This window comes from Bradyrhizobium sp. (genome assembly GCF_019242285.1).
Taxonomy (GTDB): domain Bacteria; phylum Pseudomonadota; class Alphaproteobacteria; order Rhizobiales; family Xanthobacteraceae; genus Bradyrhizobium.
The window spans coordinates 1-16574 of record NZ_JAFAVV010000264.1 but is presented as its reverse complement, the minus strand read 5'-3'; the positions used below and the strand labels follow the sequence as shown (position 1 = coordinate 16574).

Below are 16574 nucleotides of genomic sequence, written 5' to 3'. Positions count from 1 at the left end.
GATCCTGTTCTGCCCGGCCAATCATAGCCCGCCGAGCCGGGTCGCGCCCTATCCCGGCGCGGCCGGTTACGAGGCGGTCGCGACCTGCCTCGCCTCGCCGGAGGTACGCGCGCGGACGGCGGGTGTCATTGCCTGGCGGCCGTCTTGATCATGTCGCGTTGTCGTTCCATCAAGGAGCGACATGATCAAGTACTTCCTCGCCTTTCTCGTCCTCCTTCTGGGGCTCGCAGGTCCGGCGGCGGCCGCCGAGCTCGACGACGCCGTCGCCGCGGCCCGCAAGGGCGACTACGCGAGCGCAGTGCGGCGGTTGTCGCCCCTTGCCGACAAGGGCGACGCCCGCGCGCAGTTCGACCTCGGCTTCATGCAGGCCTATGGCTGGGGCCTGCCGCGCGATCCCGCCGCGGCGATCACCTCCTACCGCAAGGCCGCGGACCAGGGCCTCGCGGTCGCCCAGCACTTTCTCGGCCTCGTCTATGTGAACGGCGAAGGCACCCGACCCGACGATGCGGAAGCCGCGCGATGGTTCGCCCGCGCGGCTGCGCAAGGGTTCTCCCAGGCGCAATACATGCTCGGCCTGATGACGCTCGACGGCAGGAGCGTGCCGAAGGACGTGGTGCAGGGCTACGCCCTCCTCGTCCTGGCCGGCCAGGGCGGCGTCCGGACCGCAGGCAGGACCGTACAAAAACTGCCGCTGAGCGAGTCGCAGCGCGCGCAGGCGCAGGAAATCATCGCGCGCTGGAAGCCGAAGCCTGAATCATCCGTCGCCGCAATCGCCAATCCGCGCGCGGAAGAGCTGCTAGGTCTCGACCGGCACATCGGCGAGGTCGCGGATCCTTCGACCTGGCCTGCCTCGGTGATCGGCGTGGTCGCCATCGCGCATTTCAGCACCGGCGGCTGGTGCAGCGGCACGCTGGTCGCGCCGCGGATCGTGCTCACCGCCGCGCACTGCCTGCTGAACGGCACCGAGCTGATCACCCCGGGGACCGTGCATTTCCTGGCCGGCATGAACCAGGGAACGCCGGCGTCATCGGCCGCGGCCGACCGCTTCGTCGTGGCGAAGGATTTCGTTCCGACCCTGAAGGACAAGTGGACGATCGACCGCTCGACCGCGGACTGGGCGCTGATCGTCCTGAAAGACACCGTGCCCGGCCGCCGCCCGGTCCCGGTGAAGGCGCTGACACGCGAGGAGCTGAGGGCGGCCACGTCGGCCGGGACGATCTCCGAGATCGGCTATGGCGAGGAGCGGCGCTATTCGCCGACCGCACAGCGCAACTGCCGCGCCGATCTGGGCAGGGACGAGCGGCTGCTGACGATCCAGTGCCTGGCCAATCACGGCTATTCGGGCTCGCCGATCCTGGCCGACATCGACGGCGGACCGGCCGTGGTCGGCATCTTCTCGGCCTTTCACGAGGAGACGCGATTGGGGTTCGCGGTCTCAGCCGGCCAGTTCGCGGCGGAAGTGAAGGAGTTGATCGCGGCCGAGGCCGGACGCGGCCGCTGATCGGTCCCATCCGGCCTCGATACTTCGCAATGATTGTCCAGCGCGGCCGCAGCGATCAGATCAGATCTCGCAGCACGGCTACCAAGCGGCTGCACTGATCGTCGGTTCCGACCGTGATGCGCAGGAAGTCTTCGATCCGGGGTTTCTGGAAATGCCGGACCAGAATGCCACGCGCGCGAAGCTCGGCCGCGAGCTCGGCGCCGCCGCGGCGGGGATGGCGGGCGAAGACGAAATTCGCCGCGGACGGCAGCACTTCGAAGCCGAGTCCGGACAGCGCATCGACCAGCGATCGGCGACTCGCGATGATGCGGTGGCGTGTCTCCTCGAACCAGGCCTCGTCCGCGATGGACGCGACCGCACCGGCGATGGCGAGGCCGTCGAGCGGGTAGGAATTGAAGCTGTCCTTGACCCGCTCCAGCGCCTCGATCAAGGGCCGCTGGCCGATCGCAAAGCCGACGCGCAGTCCGGCGAGCGCCCGCGATTTGGAGAGAGTCTGGACGACCAGGAGATTATCGTGACGCGCGACCAGCGGCACGGCGCTCTCGCCGCCGAAATCGACATAGGCCTCGTCGATCACCACGAGCGCGTCCGGATGCGCGGTGACCAGCGCCTCGATCGCATCGCGCGGAAGGGAGATGCCGGTGGGCGCGTTCGGATTGGCGAGCAGGATGGCGCTGCAGGGACGCCGGAAGTCGGCGATCCGCACCTGCATCGCGGCATCGAGCGGCACCTCCTCGTAGCGGACGCCATAGAGGCGGCTATAGACCGGGTAGAAGCTGTAGGTGATGTCGGGAAACAGCAGCGGCGCGTCGTGCTTCAGGAGCGCCTGGAAGGTGTGCGCGAGGACCTCGTCCGAGCCGTTGCCGACGAACACCTCTTCGGGCGTGACTTGGTAGCGGGCCGCGATCGCCTCGCGCAGCGCGGCTGCGCGTGGATCGGGATAGAGGCGCAGCCGATCGGTCGCGGCGGCGATCGCAGCCAGCACGCGGGGCGAGGGCGGATACGGATTCTCGTTGGTGTTGAGCTTGACGAGGCCCTCCTGCTTCGGCTGCTCGCCGGGCACATAGGGCGACAGGCCGCGCACGACCGGGCTCCAGAAGCGGCTCATGACCAACGCCCCGATCGCACGGTGTTCGTCCGCTCCCCTACTCCGCCGCCGCCTCGCGCACATGGCGTGCGGTGGGCGTGCGCATGGTCACGAGCTCCTCGGCAGCGGTCGGGTGCAGCGCGAAGGTGGCGTCGAAATCGGCCTTGGTCGCCTTCATCTTCACCGCGATCGCGACCGCCTGGATGATCTCGGCGGCGGTATCGCCGACGATGTGGCAGCCGAGCACGCGGTCGCTCGTGCCGTCGACCACGAGCTTCATCAGCACGCGGGTGTCGCGGCCGGACATGGTCGCCTTGATCGGCCGGAACGCGGTCTTGTAGATGTCGACGCGGGCAAACTGCGCGCGCGCTTCCATCTCGGTCAGCCCCACCGTGCCGACCTCCGGCTGCGAGAACACCGCGGTCGGAATCGAGGAATGATCGACCTCGACCGTGCGCTTGCCGAACACGGTGTCGGCAAAGGCGTGGCCCTCGCGGATCGCGACCGGCGTCAGGTTGTGGCGATGGGTGACGTCGCCGATCGCGTAGATGTGCGGCACCGAGGTCTTGGAGAAATGGTCGACCGCGATGCCGCCATTGCCCGGATTGATGGCGACGCCGGCCTTTTCCAGCCCGAGATTGGCGACGTTCGGATGCCGGCCGATCGCGAACATCACCTGGTCGGAGGCGACGCTCGAGCCGTTCGACAGATGGGAGGTGTAGTCCCTGCCGTGCTTGTCGATCTTCGTGACCGTGCAGCCGGTCAGCACGGTGATACCCTCCCGCTCCATCTCGGCGCGCACATGGGCGCGAACGTCGTCGTCGAAGCCGCGCAGGATGTTGTCGCCGCGATAGATCACCGTCACGTCGGAGCCGAATCCTGCGAAGATGCAGGCGAATTCCAGCGCAATATAGCCGCCGCCCTGGATCAGGATGCGCCGTGGCAGCTCGGGCAGATGGAAAGCCTCGTTCGACGAGATCACATGCTCGATGCCGGGAATGATCGGCCCGTGATTGGGCGCCGATCCCGTCGCGATCAGCACCGTCCCGGCGCGGATCGTTTCGCCGGTCGACAGCCGCAAGCTGTGCGGATCCTCGAACACGGCGCGCGCCTTGGCGATGCGCGCGCCCGACTTCTCGACATTGCTGGTGTAGGCGGCCTCCAGCCGGGCGATCTCCTTGTCCTTGTTGGCGATCAGCGTCGGCCAGTCGAACGTCGCGGCTGGAATGGTCCAGCCGAAGCCCGCGGCGTCCTCGATCTCCTGATGAACGTGCGAGCCGATCACGAACAGCTTCTTAGGCACGCAGCCGCGGATCACGCAGGTGCCGCCCATCCGGTATTCTTCGGCGATCATGACGCGCGCGCCGTGCCCCGCCGCGATGCGGGCGGCGCGTACACCGCCTGAACCGCCTCCGATGACGAAAAGGTCGACGTCGAATTCAGCCATGTTCCAACCTCGACCTCCGTTTCATCCTCTGCTCAGATCTGCTTACCCCGCTTGCGCATTTCGGCGCGGAACTCGCCGTTGACGGTCTCGGCGAACTGCTGGGCCCATTGGTTCATATAGGCCATGCTGAACTGAATTGCCTTGGGCTCGGTGCCGAGCAGCTTCTGCCCGAGCGGCGACTTGTAGAAGGTCACAAGGTCCTTCAGCTCCTGCTCGGTGAATGCCTGGGCGTAGATCTGGGCCATGCCATCGCCGATCTCCTTCTCGCGGCCGGCCAGGTTCTTGGCCACGATGAGCGCGACCTCGTTGAGGTCCTTCTGGTAGTTCAGGTTGGTCTGCAGGAGCTGGGCCTTGGTCTGCTCGACGATGTTGGGAACCGCGTTGGCGTACATCGCCGCCGCATTCTTCAGCGCCAGGATTTCCTTGGCGGCGGCAATGGCGCCAGGCGACGCCTTGGGCGGCGGCGCCGCCGGCTGCTGCGCGCCCGCCGGCAGGCCGGCCAGCGTCACGCCCAGAGCCAGCGCCAGCCCAGCCGCCGACACGATCTTGAAAACCCTCTTCATTCCGCTTCTCCTTGGGATTACGACTGACGCCGTTCAACCACGCGAATTCCCTGCGTGCCCGCCAGGACGGCGGTGCTCGCGAGCCCGATGAACAGCCCATGCTCGACGACGCCGGCAATCGCGCTCAGCAAGGCCGCCAGACGCGGGGCATCAACTATTCGTCCAAGATGGGTGTCGACGATCCAGTGGCCGCCATCGGTGACGAAAACGTGGCCGTCGGCGGTCCTGCGGATGGCCATCTGCCCGGCAACACCGCTTTCCGCGAACGCTGTTGCCATCGCGCGCTGCGTCGCTGCGGCGCCGAACGGGATGATCTCGACGGGAAGCGGAAAGCGGCCGAGCGTCGCGACCCATTTGGACTCGTCGGCGATCACAATCATGCGATCAGAGGCTGCGGCGACGATCTTTTCGCGCAACAAGGCACCCCCACCGCCCTTGATCAGGTTGAGTGCCGGATCGATCTCGTCCGCGCCGTCGACGGTCAAATCGAGCCGGTCGATCTGGTCGAGCGTGGCCAGGGGCACGCCGCAACGCTCGGCGTCGGCGCGAGTCGTCTCCGACGTCGGCACGCCCACGACATCGAGCCCGTCACGGACCCGCTCGCCGAGCAGCTCGACGAAATGCTTCGCGGTCGAGCCGGTGCCGAGCCCGAGTCTCATGCCATCGCGCACCTCGTCGAGGGCGCGCGCGGCCGCCTGGCGCTTCAATTCGTCCATCGTCACTTCTGGAACCGACCCCGAGAGACCCGCCGCCCCTCCCCACGGGCCGGCGGCCTATCTAGCCCCGTTTGGCAGGCGGGAATAGCGCCGATTGGGGCTTGACCTTCTGACTTTCGTTCAGCCCGTCACCCCCTCCATGGCCCGCTGGATGGCGGCGAACCGCTCGTCGACATCGGCGCGCATGTTCGGATGGGTGAAAACGTAGAGTTTCTCCTCCCGAATCGCGTCCAGGACGCGGGCCGCGACATCGGCGGGGTCGAGCCCGGCCTCCAGACGCCTGGCGAGCTCGGCCAGCATCTGGGCAGCGGGGCTCGCCGGATCGAGCGACGGCGTCGCGCCATACTGCGCCTGCCGGTTGCGGCCGCTCTCGCCGATGCGGGTCCGCACGAAGTACGGACAGAGCACGCTGACCCCGATTCCCTCGCCCCTGAGCTGCCCCCAGAGTCCTTCCGACATGCCGACTACCGCGAACTTGCTCGCCACATAGGGACTGAAGCCGAGGCCGCCATTCATGCCGGCCATCGAGGCGGTATTGACGATGTGGCCGCCTTCGCCATGCGCCCGCATATGGGGAAGAAAGGCCTTGATGCCATGCACGACCCCCATCAGGTTGACGTCGATCACCCATCGCCAATTGTCGAGCGAGATGGTGTCGATGCCGCCGCCGGCGGCGACGCCGGCATTGTTGCAGAGGATATGGACGTTGCCGAAGGCCTCGCGCGTAACGTGGGCGGCTTGCTCGACACTCCCGGCATCGGCGACGTCGCAGGCGACGCCGCGGACGTCGGGCGCAACATCCCTCAGCATGGCAATGGCCCGGTCGAGCGCGGCGGTCTCGATGTCGGCCAGCATCACCTTCATGCCGGCCATCGCAAAGGCCCGGCCCATCGCGAGCCCGATGCCGGAAGCACCGCCGGTGATGAATGCCGTCCTTCCTTTCAGTTGCTGCATGAATTCCTCCCTATGTTCTGGATCTTGAGGACACCTCATCTGCACCTTGCATGCCGGGGCCAACACCGCTAGCCCTGCTCGATGGTCAGCATCACCCCCACCATCGTCTTCGATCTCGACGGCACGCTCGTCGACACCGCTCCCGACCTCATCAGTGCGCTCAACCACGTTCTCGCCCGCGAAGGCCTGCCGCCGGTGCCGCTCGCCTCGGCGCGCAACATGATCGGCGCCGGCGCGCGCAGACTGCTCGAGCGCGGGTTGGAGCTGGAGGGCCGCGTCGTCAGCGTTGCGGATCTCGACCGCCTCACGGCTGATTTCATCGCGTTTTATGCCGATCATATCGCCGACGCTTCGCGGCCGTTCGAGGGGCTCGAGATTGCGCTCGACGAATTGTCGTCGCGCGGCTATCGGCTCGCGGTCTGCACCAACAAGCTGGAATGGCTCTCGAAGCTGCTGCTCGATCGCCTGGAATTGAGTGAGCGGTTTGCCGCGATCTGCGGCGCGGACACGTTTGGCGTGTCGAAACCCGAACCGGCAATTCTGCAGCAGACGGTGGTGCGGGCCAGCGGAAAATTGTCCTCGGCCATCATGGTCGGCGATGCCGGTACCGACATCGGCGTCGCCCGCCGCGCCCGGGTTCCCGTGATCGGGGTGTCCTTCGGCTATACCGACGTTCCGATTGCCGAATTGAAACCGGACCGGCTGATCCATCACATGAAGGAATTACCGCTCGCGGTCGAGGAACTGCTGGCGCACACCTGACTAAGCCCTTGATAGGACTCGCCATTTTGCGCCGGTTCCAGGAGGAAATGTTAACCATCAATTAACGTTACCGAACCGTCGGGTTGCACAGGTGTTTTGACACTCCTATGGTCGGCGCGGGGATTGCGACCTCCGGTCGCAGTTAAGGTGGTGGAAAAACATGCGTCGTGTCATTGCGATTGCTGCGGCGGCAGCAAGCCTGGGCGGATGCTCGTCCTTTTCGTTCGACTATTTCAAGTCGGCGCCGACACCGGTCCAGGTCCAGCTCGAATCCAGTCCGCCGGGCGCCGACGCCCGAACCTCGATCGGGCCGGGCTGCAAGACGCCCTGCTCCGTGTCGGTGACGCCGCCCGACCAGGGCGGCTTCTCGGTGACCTACACCCTGAACAAGTACCAGCCGGCCACGATCCAGGTACAGGTCATGCGCAATCCCGGTGATCTTACCACCGCGGCAACGACCACGATCGACCCGAGTCCCGTATTCGCGGAACTCCAGCCGATGGGGCCGCCGCCGAAGGCGCACAAGCTGCGGCCCAGGAAGCCGAAGGCCCCCGCAGCCGCCACCGCGCCTGCCGACCCGTCGCCGTTCCCTGGCCCGGGCGCGCCGGCGCCGACCGGCCGATAATCGCCCGCACTGCAGCAATCGGACTTTCCGGGCGGCGAACGGATTGTCGGCGGGTCGCATCATGCTTAGATTGCGACCAATTCCAGATTCCGCCGATCGCGGTTTGCGGTCCCGTCCAACAGCAAGGCCTTCGATTTGATGACCGGACCCGATGTGAGTCCTCTTCCAACGCCGTCGCGTCCGATGATCGATCCCTTCGGCCGGAGCATCAGCTACCTGCGGGTATCGGTCACCGACCGCTGCGATCTGCGCTGCTTCTACTGCATGTCGGAGGACATGACCTTCCTGCCCAAGGCCGATCTGTTGAGCCTGGAAGAGCTCGACCGGCTGTGCTCGGCCTTCATCCGCAAGGGCGTGAAGAAGCTCCGGCTGACCGGCGGCGAGCCTTTGGTCCGCCGCAACGTGATGTCGCTCGTGCGCTCGCTGTCGCGCCATCTCGGCACCGGCGCATTGCGCGAATTGACCATGACCACCAATGCCACGCAGCTCGCCCGCTTCGCCTCGGAGCTCGCCGACTGCGGCATGCGCCGCATCAATGTCTCGCTGGACACGCTGGACCCGCAGAAATTCCGCGCGATCACCCGTTGGGGCGAGCTCGACAAGGTGCTGTCGGGCATCGGCGCGGCACGCGCGGCCGGACTCGCCGTCAAGATCAACGCGGTGGCGCTGAAGAATCTCAACGAGGACGAAATTCCTGCGCTGATGGAATGGGCGCACGGCAACGGCATGGCGCTGACGCTGATCGAGGTGATGCCGATGGGCGAGATCGGCAGCGGCCGCATTGATCAGTACCTGCCGCTGTCACTGGTCCGAGCGCGGCTGTCCCAGCGCTACACGCTGACCGACCTCGCCGACGATACCGGCGGGCCGGCCCGTTACGTCCGCGTCGCCGAGACCGGCGGCAAGCTCGGCCTCATCACCCCGATGACCCATAATTTCTGCGAATCCTGCAACCGGGTGCGGATCACCTGCACCGGCACGATTCACACCTGCCTCGGCCAGGAGGACGCCTCCGACCTGCGCAAACCGCTGCGGGCCTCCGCCGACGACGACCTGCTCGACGCCGCGATCAATCGCGCCATCGGCGCCAAGCCGAAAGGCCATGACTTCATCATCGACCGCCGTCACAACCGGCCGAGCGTCAGCCGCCATATGAGCGTGACCGGCGGCTGATCGGCTCCGTGGATTTACCAAGCCGTCGCAACGGCTTGACGGCGTCCCGATTTGCCGATTTTCCAATTGACGGCGCGAAAGCACGCTGAAATGGTGATGAGCTTTCGGGCACGATCATCCAATACCCGCATGGCCGGACAGGCCGCTGCGCGCAGGCGCAGTCAAGACGGCCGACCACCGGGGAAACTCTTGGGAATGCTCCTTCACATCAGCCGTTCGCCGACGCGACGGCCGTTCGCGCGCCGTCGCCGCGTGGCGGCGGGACACGACGATACGAGATCACCGGCACGCGCCAAGGCGCGGCCGTGGAGAACATGATGCGTCCATTGCTGGCGTTGAGTACGGCCATCGATCAGATCAACGAGAAGATCGGCTATGTCTGCAATCTGCTGGTGCTGACCGCCTGCCTCGTCAGCGCCGCCAACGCGATGATCCGCTACGCATTCAGCTACTCCTCGAACGGCTGGCTCGAGGCACAGTGGTACATGTTCGCGATCCTGGTGATGTTCGGCGCGTCCTACACCTTCAAGCGCAACGAGCATGTGCGGGTCGAGATCTTCTATCTCTTCCTGTCCGAGCGCGGCCAGCTCTGGCTCGACCTGATCGGCACCCTGTTCTTCCTGATCCCCGCCTGCCTGCTGCTGTCCTATCTGTCCTGGCCGTTCTTCATGCAGGCCTATTCGGTCGGCGAGGTATCGGGCAACGCCGGCGGCCTGATCCGCTGGCCGATCAAGTTCGTGATCCCCTCCGGCTTCGTCATGCTGGCCCTGCAAGGCGTCTCCGAAGTCATCAAGCGCATCGCGGCGCTGCAGGGCTACGTCACGATCGACGCGAAGTACGAGAGGCCGACGCAATGATCACGCTGGAGATGATGCCGCCGATGATGTTCGGCGGCCTGGTTCTGGCGATGCTGATCGGCTTCCCGGTCGCCTTCACGCTGGCCGCGGTCGGGCTCTCCTTCGGCTTCCTCGCCATCCATCTCGGCTTCTTCGACCTGAACTTCCTGCAGGCGATCCCGGGCCGCGTGTTCGGCAGCGTGCTCTCCAACGAGCTTTTGCTCGCGATCCCCTTCTTCACCTTCATGGGCGCAGTGCTGGAGCGCTGCGGCCTCGCCGAGGACATGCTGGACTCGATGGGCCAGTTGTTCGGGCCGGTCCGCGGCGGGCTCGGCTACTCGGTGATCATCGTCGGCTTCATCCTCGGCGCCATCACCGGCACGGTGGCGGCGCAGGTCATCGCCATGGCGCTGATCTCGATGCCGGTGATGATCCGCTACGGCTACAACATGCGCTACATCACCGGCGTGCTGGCGGCCTCCGGCACCATCACCCAACTGGTGCCGCCGTCACTGGTGCTGATCGTGCTCGCCGACCAGCTCGGCAAGTCGGTCGGCGACATGTATCTCGGCGCCTGGGGCCCGTCGGTGTTCCAGATCCTGCTGTTCGCCGGCTACACCTTCCTGCTCGGCATCTTCAAGCCGAGCCACGTGCCGGCGGTACCGAAGGAGGCGCGCACGCTGACCGGCTGGGCGCTGTGGAAGAAATGCCTGATGGGCATCATCCCGTCCGCGGTCCTGATCTTCGTCGTGCTCGGCACCATGATGATGGGGCTCGCGACCCCGACCGAGGCCGGCGCCATGGGCGCGGTGGGCGCCATCGTGCTCGCCGCGATCCACCACAAGGACTTTTCTTCGGCCGGAAACAAGGTGCTGGTGATCGGCATCGTCGCCGCCGGCGTCGGCACCATCGTCGGCATCTACATGACCGAGGGCGCGCTGTTCAGGGCGGCCTTCGCCGTCACCTATCTCGCGGTGGTCTGGATCTGCCTCGAGGCGGTGCGCATCGGAGACCTGCGCGACCTGATCAAGCAGGGCTACGAGACGACCATGCGCATCACCACCATGGTCACGTTCATCCTGATCGGCTCGACCTGCTTCTCCGTGGTCTTTCTCGGCGTCTCCGGCGGCGTCTGGCTCGAGCATCTCCTGACCTCGCTGCCCGGCGGCGTCTGGGGCTTCCTGCTGTTCATCAACATCTTCATCTTCTTTTTGGCGTTCTTCCTCGACTTCTTCGAGATCGCCTTCATCATCCTGCCGATGATCGCGCCGATCGCGCAGAAGATCCTCGCGCCCGCCGTCGGCGAGGGGCCAGCGCTGATCTGGTTCGGCGTCATGCTCTGTGTCAACATGCAGACGTCGTTCCTGCATCCGCCGTTCGGCTTCGCGCTGTTCTATCTGCGCGGCGTGGCGCCGAAGGAGGTCAAGAGCTCCGACATCTACTGGGGCGCGATGCCCTGGATCGGATTGCAGGCGATCATGGTGATCCTGGTGATCGCGTTCCCGAGCACGGTGACGGCGCTGCTCGACAAGCCGGTCGACGTCGATCTCAACAAGGTCAAGATCGAGGTGCCGCAGATCGACCTGCCGCCGCTGGATTTCGGCCCGCCGAAACAATAACCAAGAGGGTGCGGCCATGGCAAAACCCCGGAGCGCAAGCTCCGGGGTTTTTGTTTGCGGCGTGCTCGCTGGTTCAGCTCTGCGAATGCCGCGCCATGAAGTTGTCGTAGCCGACCTCGGCGACCTGGAACCAGGAATAGCTGTTGTTCGAGAAACTGGTCAGTGACTCGTAGACCTTCTTGAAATTCGCGTTCGTCGCCGAAACCTCGTTGTGCAGCTCCCTGGCGGCCTTGAACGAGGCCTCCATGATCGGCGCGGAGAACGGATGCAGCTTGGTGCCGCCGGCGAGCAGCTTGCGCAGCGCCATCGGATTGACCGAGTCGTATTTCGCCATCATCCAGTTGTTGGCGAGGTGACCGGCCTGCTCGAGCACGCTCTGGTAGGATTTTGGCAGCGCGTTCCATTTGTCGAGATTGATGAAGGCGAGCAGCATGGTGCCGCCTTCCCACCAGCCGGGGTAGTAGTAGTGCGGCGCGACCTTGTAGAGCCCGAGCCGCTCGTCATCATAGGGACCGACCCACTCGGCGGCATCGATGGTGCCCTTCTCCAGCGCGGGATAGATGTCGCCGCCGGCGAGCTGCTGCGGGACGCAGCCGAGCTTCTGCATGACGCGCCCGGCGAAGCCGCCGATACGGAATTTGAGGCCCTGCAGGTCCTCGACGCTGTTGATCTCCTTGCGGAACCAGCCGCCCATCTGGCAGCCGGTGTTGCCGGCGAGCAGCGAGGTCACGTTGTAGCTCCTGAAGAACTCGTTGAGGTTCTCCCTGCCTCCACCGAGCGTGTACCAGGCCTGGTTGATGCGCATGTTGGGGCCGAACGGCACCGAGGAGCCGAAGGTGAAGGTCGGGTCCTTGCCAAAATAGTAATAGGGGGCGGTGTGCCCCATCTCGACGGTGGCGCTCTGCACGGCGTCGAGTACCTGCAGGCCGGGCACGATCTCGCCGGCGGCAAAGGTCTGGATCTGGAACTTGTTGTCGGTGGCCTCGCCGACCATCTTGGCCATCATCTCGGCACCGCCGTGCAGCGTGTCGAGCGACTTCGGCCAGCTCGTGGTCATGCGCCATTTGATCTCCGGCATCGACTGCGCGATCGCAGGCGAAGCGACCGCCGCTGCGCCCGCAACGCCCAACCCGGTGACCTTGATGAAATCCCGCCTTTTCATGATCCCTCCCTGGAGTGACTTTGTCGATTTCAGCCTTCTGCTTCGAGGGCTCGTCTTGAACATGAAACATCCAGTTCCCGATTTCCATCCCCGATGCCACAAAAAAGCCCGACCTCGGGTGAGGCCGGGCTTCTTTCTACGACTTAAGGCTTAGATCGACCTCGATCAGCCGCGGGTGCGCGAGCGGATCATGAAGGTGTCGAACGTATACTCGGCGACCTGCCACCACAGATATTCGTCGGAGCGATAAGCCTGCATGGCGTCGATCGACTTCTTGAAGTCGGCGTTCTTGGCCGAGATCTCGCCCCACAATTCGTTGGTCGCCTTCAGGCAGGCCTCGAGCACCTCGTTGGTGAAGGGACGAAGCTGGGTGCCGCCAGCGACCAGCCGCTTCAGCGCCGACGGGTTCTGCAGGTCGTAGCGCGCCGCCATCCAGGTGTTGGCATAGGCGGTCGCCGCGCTGACGATCGCCTGGTAGCTCTTCGGCAGCGAATTCCATTTGTCGAGGTTGCAGAAGGCATGCACGGTCGGGCCGCCTTCCCAGAAGCCCGGATAGTAGTAATACTTCGCGACCTTCTGGAAGCCGAGCTTCTCGTCGTCATAGGGGCCGACCCATTCGGCGCCGTCGATCGTGCCCTTCTCCAGTGCGGGATAGATGTCGCCGCCGGCGAGCTGCTGCGGCACCACGCCGACCTTCTGCAGCACCTGCCCCGCGATGCCGCCGATGCGGAATTTCAGGCCCGACAGATCGGCGACCGTCTTGATCTCCTTGCGGAACCAGCCGCCCATCTGGGTGCCGGTGTTGCCGCAGGGAAAACCGATGACGCTGAACTTCTTGAAGAACTCGTTGCCGAGCTCCTGGCCGCCGCCCTGGTACCACCACGAGTTCTGCTGTCGCGCGTTGAGCCCGAACGGCACCGAGGCGTAGATCGCGAAGGTCGGGTCCTTGCCGACGTAATAATACGAGACGGTGTGGCTCATCTCGACGGTGCCGTTGGTGGTTTCGTCGAGCGCCTGCAGGCCCGGCACGATCTCGCCGGCGGCGAACACCTGAATCTGGAACTTGTTGTCGGTCATGTCGGCGACGTATTTGGCGAACTCGACCGAGGCGCCGTAGATCGTGTCCAGCGACTTCGGGAAGCTCGACGTCATGCGCCATTTGATCTCCGGCGAGGACTGCGCGATCGCGGGCGATGCCACCGCGCTCGCCGCCGCGCCGACGGCGGAAACCTTCAGAAAATCTCGACGCTTCATCAAGCCATCTCCTTGTTGGGGCTTTCCCCCGCGCATCAAGCAATCCTGCCTCGACGCGAATCCGGTTGGCGCCGCTCTAACATGGATGCAGGGTGCGCGAAAACGCGACGAAGGCATGACTGGACTGTTTAAACCAAAGTCGCATCCCACCTTCGGGGGAGCCGCTCAGGTTGCGGTCACGCCCGCGAGCCGGTCGCGGACCGCGGCGGCAATGGCCCGGTAGGCGGCGGCATGCGGCCCATCCGGCGCGGAGACGACCACCGGGTTGCCGGCGTCGGAGGTCTCGCGGATCGCCATGTGCAGGGGGATTTCGCCCAGGAAGGGGACGCCGAGGCGCCTGGCCTCATGGCGGGCGCCGCCATGGCCGAAAATGTCCGAGCGGGTGCCGCAATGCGGGCACTGGAAATAGCTCATGTTCTCGATGATGCCGAGCACCGGCACGTTCACCTTGGTGAACATCGCGAGCCCCCGCCGCGCGTCGATCAGCGAGAGGTCCTGGGGCGTCGAGATGATGATCGCGCCCTTCAGCGGCACGTTCTGCGCCAGCGTCAGTTGCGCGTCGCCGGTGCCGGGCGGCATGTCGACCACCAGCAGGTCGAGCGTGCCCCAGGCGACGTCGCGCAGCATCTGGGTGATCGCCGACATCACCATCGGCCCGCGCCAGATCATCGCGGTGTCTTCCTCGACCAGGAAGCCGATCGACATCACCTTCAGCCCGAAGCGATCGACCGGGATCATCTTGCGGGCGTCGTCGAGCTCCGGCTTCTGGTTGATGCCGGCCAGCCGCGGCACCGACGGACCATAGATGTCGGCATCGAGCAGCCCGACCTTCAAGCCGAGGTCGCGCAGGCCGAGCGCCAGATTGAGCGCAGTGGTGGACTTGCCGACCCCGCCCTTGCCGGAGGCGACCGCGATGACGGCGGCGATGCCGGGAATTTCCGCCTGCCGCGCCATCGGCGATCCCGCCGGGCTGTGCGGCGGCCGGTGCGCCGCGGCCGGCGCCACGCCGGTCGCACCGCGCGATCGGGCATCTGCGGGCGCGCCGGGCCTGCGCTCGGCGGTCAACGCGACCATCGCCGCGGATACGCCGGGAAGTGCGCGCAACGCACCTTCGGCCTGTGCCCGGACGCTCTCCCACGCCCGCGCCTCGCCGGCCTCGACATTGATCGACAGGAACACCTTGCCGTCATTCACCGTGACCGGCGACAGCACCTTCGCCTCGGTGAGGGCCACGCCGCGCGGCGACCTCACTCTGGCCAGGCAATCGAGAACCTGCTGCTGTGTCACGCTCAAGACCGCATCTCCTACAAGCCGCGTCCGACCACAAAGAGCGGCGGACGCGGCTTATAAAGCGGTCCGGCTCACAAGGCTACCGTGGTTCCGACGTCATCGTGCCGCTCCGACGGCGCGGCACCCTGCTCCTTGGCGGCCTCGTAGTTCAACTCGATCATGACGCCGTTGGGGTCGTTGACGAAGATCTGCCAGAGGTCGCCGCCGGGAACCTGCCGCGCATCGAACGGCATGGCCTTGGATGTAAGACGGCTCTTCATGCCGTCAAAGCCCTGGCTGGCGAAGGCGACATGGTGGACGACGCCGGAATCCGGCTTCTGCGCCTCGTCGGTCTGGGAGATGTCGACGAGGTGCACCACCGCCTTGCCCTCGCTGTACATCCAGGCGCCGGGGAAGGCGAAATTCGGCCGCGATCCCTTCTCGAGGCCGAGCACGTCCTCGTAGAAGCGGACGGTGTCGCCGAGATTGCGGGTCCGGATGTTGAAATGGTCGAGCACGCCTACGCTCATGCCCATGCGGTACACTCCCTTTTTTGTGAGGTTGTTTGGTAAGCTACCCTATCACGGGCCCGGCGTTTTGGGAGACACGAAGCCGTTGCCCTTGGCTGCGCAGGGGGTATGGTGCCCCTCCTCAGGCAGATGACGGCGCGGCGCGGTCCGGGCGCCTGCCGGCACAAGGTCCTCAAGCAAGGTAGCACACATGGCTAAAGTCGCTTTTCTCGGTCTCGGCGTGATGGGTTTTCCCATGGCAGGACATCTGGTGAAGAAAGGTGGCCACGAGGTCACGGTGTACAACCGTACCGCGGCGAAGGCCCAAGCCTGGGCCGAGAAGTTCGGCGGCCGCACCGCGCCGACGCCGAAGGCCGCAGCCGAAGGCCAGGACTTCGTGATGTGCTGCGTCGGCAATGACTACGATTTGCGCGCGGTCACGATCGGCGCCGACGGCGCCTTCGCCGGCGTGAAGAAGGGCGCGACCTTCGTCGACCACACCACGGCTTCCGCCGACGTCGCCCGCGAGCTCGATGCCGCGGCGAAGAAGGCCGGCTTCAAGTTCGTCGATGCCCCCGTCTCCGGCGGCCAGGCCGGCGCGGAGAACGGCGTGCTCACCGTCATGTGCGGCGGCGACGAGGACGCCTATGCCGGCGCCGAGCCGATCATCGCCGGCGCCTATGCGCGGATGTGCAAGCGGCTCGGGCCTGCGGGCGCAGGCCAACTGACGAAAATGGTCAACCAGATCTGCATCGCAGGCCTCGTCCAGGGCCTCTCCGAGGGCATCCATTTTGCGAAGAAATCCGGCCTGTCGGTCCCCGACGTGGTCGACACCATCTCCAAGGGCGCCGCGCAGTCCTGGCAGATGGAGAACCGCTACAAGACCATGAACGAGGGCAAATATGATTTCGGTTTTGCCGTCGAATGGATGCGCAAGGACCTCTCGATCTCGATCGCCGAGGCCCGCCGCAACGGCGCCAGCCTGCCGGTCACCGCGCTGGTCGATCAGTTCTATTCCGAGGTCGAGCGGATCGGCGGCAAAAGGTGGGACACGTCGAGCCTATTGGCGAGGCTGGAGCATGCCGACAAGAAGTAGG

General features: G+C 65.6%; 16 protein-coding genes. 7 read left to right on the top strand and 9 right to left on the bottom strand.

Features of this window, described 5'->3' with window-relative positions:
* Window positions 1-181: 181 nt before the first annotated feature.
* Window positions 182-1501, top strand: coding sequence for a trypsin-like serine protease (locus tag JOY90_RS10270; protein ID WP_291691025.1), 1320 nt, complete (start codon window positions 182-184; stop codon window positions 1499-1501).
* Window positions 1502-1556: 55 nt separating this feature from the next.
* On the opposite strand, the gene hisC is transcribed toward JOY90_RS10270, so the two are convergent.
* The 5 genes from hisC to JOY90_RS10245 all read right to left on the bottom strand — a co-directional run bounded on the left by hisC (window position 1557) and on the right by JOY90_RS10245 (window position 6268).
* Window positions 1557-2609, bottom strand: a complete 1053-nt coding sequence (gene hisC, locus JOY90_RS10265; RefSeq protein ID WP_291691024.1) for a histidinol-phosphate transaminase — start codon at window positions 2607-2609, stop codon at window positions 1557-1559.
* A 37-nt stretch (window positions 2610-2646) separates the two neighbouring features.
* The gene (gene gor / locus JOY90_RS10260) at window positions 2647-4035 is read right to left on the bottom strand and encodes a glutathione-disulfide reductase (protein WP_291691023.1); all 1389 of its coding nucleotides are present in this window, start codon (window positions 4033-4035) and stop codon (window positions 2647-2649) included.
* Between the two features lie 32 nt (window positions 4036-4067).
* Window positions 4068-4598 (bottom strand): DUF2059 domain-containing protein, encoded by a 531-nt coding sequence (locus JOY90_RS10255; protein ID WP_291691022.1) that lies wholly within the window; start codon window positions 4596-4598, stop codon window positions 4068-4070.
* 17 nt (window positions 4599-4615) lie between these two features.
* On the bottom strand, window positions 4616-5320 hold the full coding sequence (gene rpiA / locus JOY90_RS10250) for a ribose-5-phosphate isomerase RpiA (protein ID WP_291691021.1): 705 nt from the start codon (window positions 5318-5320) through the stop codon (window positions 4616-4618).
* Between the two features lie 114 nt (window positions 5321-5434).
* The gene (locus JOY90_RS10245; RefSeq protein WP_291691020.1) at window positions 5435-6268 is read right to left on the bottom strand and encodes an SDR family NAD(P)-dependent oxidoreductase; all 834 of its coding nucleotides are present in this window, start codon (window positions 6266-6268) and stop codon (window positions 5435-5437) included.
* 81 nt (window positions 6269-6349) lie between these two features.
* Between JOY90_RS10245 and JOY90_RS10240 the strand changes: the two genes are divergently transcribed.
* The 5 genes from JOY90_RS10240 (at window position 6350) to JOY90_RS10220 (ending at window position 11283) form a co-directional block, all read left to right on the top strand.
* Window positions 6350-7030 carry an HAD-IA family hydrolase gene (locus JOY90_RS10240; RefSeq protein WP_291691019.1) on the top strand — a complete coding sequence of 227 codons (681 nt, stop codon included), beginning with the start codon at window positions 6350-6352 and terminating at the stop codon, window positions 7028-7030.
* Window positions 7031-7190: 160 nt separating this feature from the next.
* Complete coding sequence (locus JOY90_RS10235; RefSeq protein ID WP_291691018.1) at window positions 7191-7655, top strand: hypothetical protein; 465 nt, start codon at window positions 7191-7193, stop codon at window positions 7653-7655.
* A gap of 138 nt (window positions 7656-7793) precedes the next feature.
* Entirely contained in the window at window positions 7794-8828 is a 1035-nt protein-coding gene (moaA, locus tag JOY90_RS10230) for a GTP 3',8-cyclase MoaA (RefSeq protein ID WP_291691017.1), read from the top strand.
* Window positions 8829-9145: 317 nt separating this feature from the next.
* Window positions 9146-9685, top strand: coding sequence for a TRAP transporter small permease subunit (locus tag JOY90_RS10225; RefSeq protein ID WP_291691016.1), 540 nt, complete (start codon window positions 9146-9148; stop codon window positions 9683-9685).
* Complete coding sequence (locus tag JOY90_RS10220) at window positions 9682-11283, top strand: TRAP transporter large permease subunit (RefSeq protein ID WP_291691015.1); 1602 nt, start codon at window positions 9682-9684, stop codon at window positions 11281-11283. The genes JOY90_RS10225 and JOY90_RS10220 overlap by 4 nt, the downstream gene beginning before the upstream one ends.
* A gap of 73 nt (window positions 11284-11356) precedes the next feature.
* Here JOY90_RS10220 and JOY90_RS10215 read toward each other — a convergent pair whose 3' ends face one another.
* The 4 genes from JOY90_RS10215 to JOY90_RS10200 form a co-directional block, all read right to left on the bottom strand.
* Window positions 11357-12445: an ABC transporter substrate-binding protein gene (locus tag JOY90_RS10215; RefSeq protein WP_291691014.1), complete on the bottom strand. Its 1089-nt coding sequence runs from the start codon at window positions 12443-12445 to the stop codon at window positions 11357-11359.
* Between the two features lie 165 nt (window positions 12446-12610).
* Complete coding sequence (locus tag JOY90_RS10210) at window positions 12611-13699, bottom strand: TRAP transporter substrate-binding protein (RefSeq protein ID WP_291691013.1); 1089 nt, start codon at window positions 13697-13699, stop codon at window positions 12611-12613.
* A 165-nt stretch (window positions 13700-13864) separates the two neighbouring features.
* The gene (locus JOY90_RS10205) at window positions 13865-14992 is read right to left on the bottom strand and encodes an Mrp/NBP35 family ATP-binding protein (protein ID WP_291691012.1); all 1128 of its coding nucleotides are present in this window, start codon (window positions 14990-14992) and stop codon (window positions 13865-13867) included.
* Between the two features lie 68 nt (window positions 14993-15060).
* On the bottom strand, window positions 15061-15504 hold the full coding sequence (locus tag JOY90_RS10200) for a VOC family protein (protein WP_291691011.1): 444 nt from the start codon (window positions 15502-15504) through the stop codon (window positions 15061-15063).
* Window positions 15505-15688: 184 nt separating this feature from the next.
* Here JOY90_RS10200 and JOY90_RS10195 point away from each other — a divergent pair, with 184 nt between their 5' ends.
* Window positions 15689-16573: an NAD(P)-dependent oxidoreductase gene (locus JOY90_RS10195; protein ID WP_291691010.1), complete on the top strand. Its 885-nt coding sequence runs from the start codon at window positions 15689-15691 to the stop codon at window positions 16571-16573.
* Window position 16574: the final 1 nt, after the last annotated feature.

Coding starts and splice junctions, on each gene's coding strand:
- hisC (WP_291691024.1), bottom strand. CDS start 2,609: ATGAGCCGCTTCTGGAGCCCGGTCGTGCGCGGCCTGTCGCCCTATGTG.
- JOY90_RS10215 (WP_291691014.1), bottom strand. CDS start 12,445: ATGAAAAGGCGGGATTTCATCAAGGTCACCGGGTTGGGCGTTGCGGGC.
- gor (WP_291691023.1), bottom strand. CDS start 4,035: ATGGCTGAATTCGACGTCGACCTTTTCGTCATCGGAGGCGGTTCAGGC.
- JOY90_RS10220 (WP_291691015.1), top strand. CDS start 9,682: ATGATCACGCTGGAGATGATGCCGCCGATGATGTTCGGCGGCCTGGTT.
- JOY90_RS10235 (WP_291691018.1), top strand. CDS start 7,191: ATGCGTCGTGTCATTGCGATTGCTGCGGCGGCAGCAAGCCTGGGCGGA.
- moaA (WP_291691017.1), top strand. CDS start 7,794: ATGACCGGACCCGATGTGAGTCCTCTTCCAACGCCGTCGCGTCCGATG.
- JOY90_RS10210 (WP_291691013.1), bottom strand. CDS start 13,699: ATGAAGCGTCGAGATTTTCTGAAGGTTTCCGCCGTCGGCGCGGCGGCG.
- JOY90_RS10200 (WP_291691011.1), bottom strand. CDS start 15,504: ATGGGCATGAGCGTAGGCGTGCTCGACCATTTCAACATCCGGACCCGC.
- JOY90_RS10225 (WP_291691016.1), top strand. CDS start 9,146: ATGCGTCCATTGCTGGCGTTGAGTACGGCCATCGATCAGATCAACGAG.
- JOY90_RS10245 (WP_291691020.1), bottom strand. CDS start 6,268: ATGCAGCAACTGAAAGGAAGGACGGCATTCATCACCGGCGGTGCTTCC.
- JOY90_RS10240 (WP_291691019.1), top strand. CDS start 6,350: ATGGTCAGCATCACCCCCACCATCGTCTTCGATCTCGACGGCACGCTC.
- JOY90_RS10255 (WP_291691022.1), bottom strand. CDS start 4,598: ATGAAGAGGGTTTTCAAGATCGTGTCGGCGGCTGGGCTGGCGCTGGCT.
- JOY90_RS10195 (WP_291691010.1), top strand. CDS start 15,689: ATGGCTAAAGTCGCTTTTCTCGGTCTCGGCGTGATGGGTTTTCCCATG.
- JOY90_RS10270 (WP_291691025.1), top strand. CDS start 182: ATGATCAAGTACTTCCTCGCCTTTCTCGTCCTCCTTCTGGGGCTCGCA.